Annotated in this window: 3 protein-coding genes and 1 pseudogene; all 4 read right to left on the reverse strand. The window is 68.0% G+C overall.

Annotation, left to right across the window (positions count from 1 at the left end; all coding sequences use genetic code 11):
* Nucleotides 1–353: pseudogene (locus VIR09_RS19295) on the reverse strand (ABC transporter substrate-binding protein); the annotation flags it as partial.
* A gap of 10 nt (nt 354–363) precedes the next feature.
* Nucleotides 364–1,368, reverse strand: coding sequence for an ornithine cyclodeaminase family protein (locus VIR09_RS19300; protein WP_207472573.1), 1,005 nt, complete (start codon nt 1,366–1,368; stop codon nt 364–366).
* Between the two features lie 13 nt (nt 1,369–1,381).
* A complete protein-coding gene (locus VIR09_RS19305; RefSeq protein WP_332014330.1) occupies nt 1,382–2,365 on the reverse strand; it encodes a tripartite tricarboxylate transporter substrate binding protein in 984 nt (327 codons plus the stop codon).
* Between the two features lie 2 nt (nt 2,366–2,367).
* Nucleotides 2,368–3,916 (reverse strand): aromatic amino acid ammonia-lyase (locus VIR09_RS19310; RefSeq protein WP_332014331.1); only part of this gene is annotated, 1,549 nt, incomplete at its 5' end.

Raw genomic sequence — 3,916 nt, forward strand, 5'->3', positions numbered from 1 at the left:
CCATAGCGGCTGCCGGCCGCGTCGGCCAGCGACGACCAGCCGCAGTCGGCGCGCACCAGGAATTCGCTGCGGTAGCGCGGCAGGCCTTCGTAGGCCGGCCAGTCCGGCACCACCGCGGCGACGGCGCCAAAGGCCCGCCCCGCTTGCAACGCCGTGACGTAGGGCCAGCCGCATATGAAGACGCCGCACAGGCCGGGCCGCTCCCACAGTTCGCCGATGGGCGTCGGCCAGCCATGTTCGACGAAGCGCACGTCGAGTCCGGCGCGGGCATGCGCGGCCTGCAGCAGCGCATGCCAGGCTGCCCGCGCCGCGGGCGCCACGTCGTACATCCGTGTCGAAGTGATGAGATCCATGGGGCTGCGCCTAGGCAAACTTCAAGGTCTGGCCCAGGCCCATCTTGCGGGCCTTCTCGAGCATGGCGTGGCCCAGCGCGATGTCGGTGGTGGACAGGCCGCGGTGCCAGAACAGGATGGTCTCGTCATCGCGTTCGCGGCCCGGTTTCAGGCCCGCCACGATCTGGCCCAGTTCGGCATGCAGGTTTTCCTCGGTGATGCGGTCGCTGTCGACGTGGGCGCGCAGCGAGCCATAGGGCAGGCCCTTGCGGCATTGGCCCCAGTCATCGACCACCACCTTGCTCATGATGTCGGTCAGGCTCAGCTCTACCGCGCTCATGGTGCCATAGGGCATGACCAGGGCGCCGGGCTTGATCCACTCGGTCTTGAGGAGCGGCGTGGGTTCGGGCAGGCGCGAGGCTTCGACCACGATGTCGGCGCCGCGCACGCAGGATTCCCAATCATTGACGACCTTCACCGGCTTGCCCAGATCGCGCGACAGTCGCTCGCCGAAGGCCTGCTGGCTTTCCGGGCGGCGCGAATGCACGCGGATCTCGTCGAAGTCGTAGAGGCTGTCGAGCAGGCGCACGTTCCAGTAAGAGGTGCCGCGCGAACCGATATGGCCCAGCACCTTGCTGTTCTTGCGCGCCAGGTACTTGGCGCCCAGCGCCGTCACCGCGCCGGTGCGCATGTCGGTGATGGCGGTCGCGTCGACCACGGCCAGCGGCTTGCCGTTGACCGGATCGAACAGGTTGAGCAAGGCCATCTCCGAAGGCAGGCCGACCTTGTAGTTGTCGACGAAGTCGCTGACCACTTTCACGCCCGCCACGTGCAGCGGCTCGATGTAGCCGCGCAACACGTTGAAGTGTCCCTTGGCCGAAGACTCCGGCACCAGGTGCATGCGCGGTTCGATGACGGTCTTGCCCCGTCCCTGGGCGTCCAGCGCGCTTTGCACGGCGGCCAGGATTTCGGCGTCGGTCAACTCCAGCGCGCGCACGTCGGGGCCGTTCAGGTAGGTGATGTCTATGGATTGCATGATGTCTCCTCGGTTATTGGATAGGCTGGATGCCGGCCTGCTTGACGATGGCCGCCCATTTGTCGGTTTCCTGCTGGATTGCCCGGGTGAAATCCGCGCGGTTCGAGCCGGCGGGCTCTACGCCCAGGCCGGCGAACTTCTGGCGCACGGATTCCTTCTGCAGCGCGGCGGCGATGTCGGCCTGCAATTGGTCGAGGATCGCGGCCGGCACCTTGGCCGGCGCGACGATGCCGTACCAGGAGGTCACGTCGAAGCCCGGATAGCCGCTTTCGGCCACCGTGGGCACGTCCTTCAATTGCGGCAGGCGCTGCGGGCCGGCGACGGCCAGCGCGCGCAGCTTGCCGGACTGGATAAACGGCAGCACGGTCGAGACCCCGGCGAACATCATGTCCACATTGCCCGCCACCACATCGTTGACGGCGGCAGCCATGGCGTTGTACGGAATATGGCGCGTGACGATGCCGGCCGACTGGTTGAGCAGTTCGCCCGCCAGGTGGGCGCCGCTGCCGGGGCCGGGCGAGGAATAGTTGAGCTGGTCCGGATGCTGGCGCGCATAGGCCACCAGTTCGGTGAAGGTCTTGACTGGCACCTTGTCGTTGACCACCAACACATTGGGCGAGGTGGCCAGCATGGTCACCGGCGCGAAGTCGCGGGCCGTGTTGAAGGGCAGCTTGGTATAGAGCAGCGGGTTGACGGTCAGGTTGCCGGCCGGCGCCAGGGCCAGCGTGTAGCCGTCCGGATTGGCGCGCGCGACATAGTCCATGCCGATATTGCCGGAGGCGCCGACCTTGTTTTCGATGATGACCGGCACGCCCCATTTGCTGTTGAGCTCCTGGCCGACGATGCGGGGCAGCGCATCGGCGATACCGCCCGCGCCGAACGGCACGACGATGGTGACCGGCCGGGCGGGATACTTGCCTTCGGCGGCAGCCGCGGGCGCGGACAGCGTGGCGGCCAGGAGCGTACCGCTCAGGCATAGCGCGAGATACTTGTTCATGTTCATTCCCCTTGTTGTCGGTCAGGCTGCGGCGCGGCGTCGCGCTCTTGGTCCAGAAACCGGTCGGCGCGCGCGATGTCGTCGGCGAGCCTTCTGTCTTGCGAAAGAAACGGCACTTCCACCCGGAAGGCCGCGAGCACCGCGCCGGTTCCCTTGCCCACCGGACGCTGGGGATCGGCGCGCGTGCGCAGGTCCACGGCCTGCGCCGCATGGATCAGCTCTATGCCCAGCAAGGTGCGCAGCCGCCCGGTCTGCTGCCCCACGCGTTGCGCGGCAAGCGGGCCATTGGTGGCCACATCTTCGATATTGCCGGCGACCGCCAGCGCATCGGACGAGACGGGTTGCGACAGCGTACGGATCTCGGTGGCCAATAGCGAAACGGGCTTCTGAATGGTGGTGTAGGCCAAGGTCGTGTCATTGGGCGACAGAAACCGCGGCAGCTTGGTGAAGGCGGGATCGCCCATGCGCAGCACGCGCTGCGCCGAGGACTGGGCCACCTGCGAAAGCGCCACGCCTACCGACTGCAGCGGCACCACCCAGGCGGTGGGATCGAACCCGGCGCTGGGCAGCACGGCGCCGCGCAGCTTGCCTGCGGTCACGTAGTAGCGGGTTTCCTGCGGCGTGGCGCCGGGCGGCGGCGACACATCCAGCGCCACGGTCGGGTTGTCATCCGAGCTGTTGATCTGCACCAGCAACTGCGCGTCCAGTTGGCGCAGCGCTTCACGTGCGGCGCCATGTACCTGGCTCACGGTACGGAAGCTCAGAGGATCCTGCAGAGGCCGCTGCTCGTCCGTCTGCCACAGCGCGCTGCCTTCGAGCAGCGACAGGATGCGCCGGGCCACCTGCTGCTGGGCCGGATAGGGACGCTGGCCCTGGGTGGCGGGCAGCAAGGGCGCAATATTGCCGTTCAGGCCTTCGAGCGACAGGGCGGCCACCTCATCGGCGCGGTCCAGCACGCGGCTGGCGTCGTGCGCCGCGAGAATGGCCAGGGCCGCGCCATAGGCATTGGAGCTCAGCAGGGACAGGGAGTCCTTGGCGTAAGGCTGGACTGGCGCCAGGCCCGCCTGGCGCATGGCTTCGGCCGCCGGCAGGAGCTTGCCGCCGGTTTCCACCATGCCTTCGCCCATCATGGCCAGCCCGATCTGCGGCAGGATGGTGATGTCGGCCTGGCCGACCGAGCCCTGGCCCAGCACCACCGGGGTCAAACCCTTGTTGAGAAACTCGGCGTATTGGCGAACCAGGGGCGGGCTCATGCCGGTGCCGCCGGCCAGCGCGGTGTTCAGCCGTATCAGCATGGCGGCGCGCACCGTGTCCGCCGCCGCCGGCTCGCCATAGGCCACGGTGTGCGACAGCAACATGCGGTGGTTGAAGGCGGCGGACAAGGCCCGGGCCTCGTCCGACAGCGTGTCGCCGGAGAAGATGGTCTGGTCCTTGTTCTGGCCCACGCCGCGGTTCAGGCCGTACACGGGCTGTCCCAGGCGGCCGTACTCCAGCAGCAGATCGTGCGAACGGGCCACGCGCTGCCACGCGGTCTCGGTGGCCGCCACCGGC

This window comes from Achromobacter sp., from assembly GCF_036567245.1.
GTDB lineage: Bacteria > Pseudomonadota > Gammaproteobacteria > Burkholderiales > Burkholderiaceae_B > Achromobacter.

Bases quoted from the DNA above. Each gene is read 5' to 3' on its own strand.
- VIR09_RS19300 (WP_207472573.1), bottom strand. From the start codon at position 1,368: ATGCAATCCATAGACATCACCTACCTGAACGGCCCCGACGTGCGCGCG.
- VIR09_RS19305 (WP_332014330.1), bottom strand. From the start codon at position 2,365: ATGAACAAGTATCTCGCGCTATGCCTGAGCGGTACGCTCCTGGCCGCC.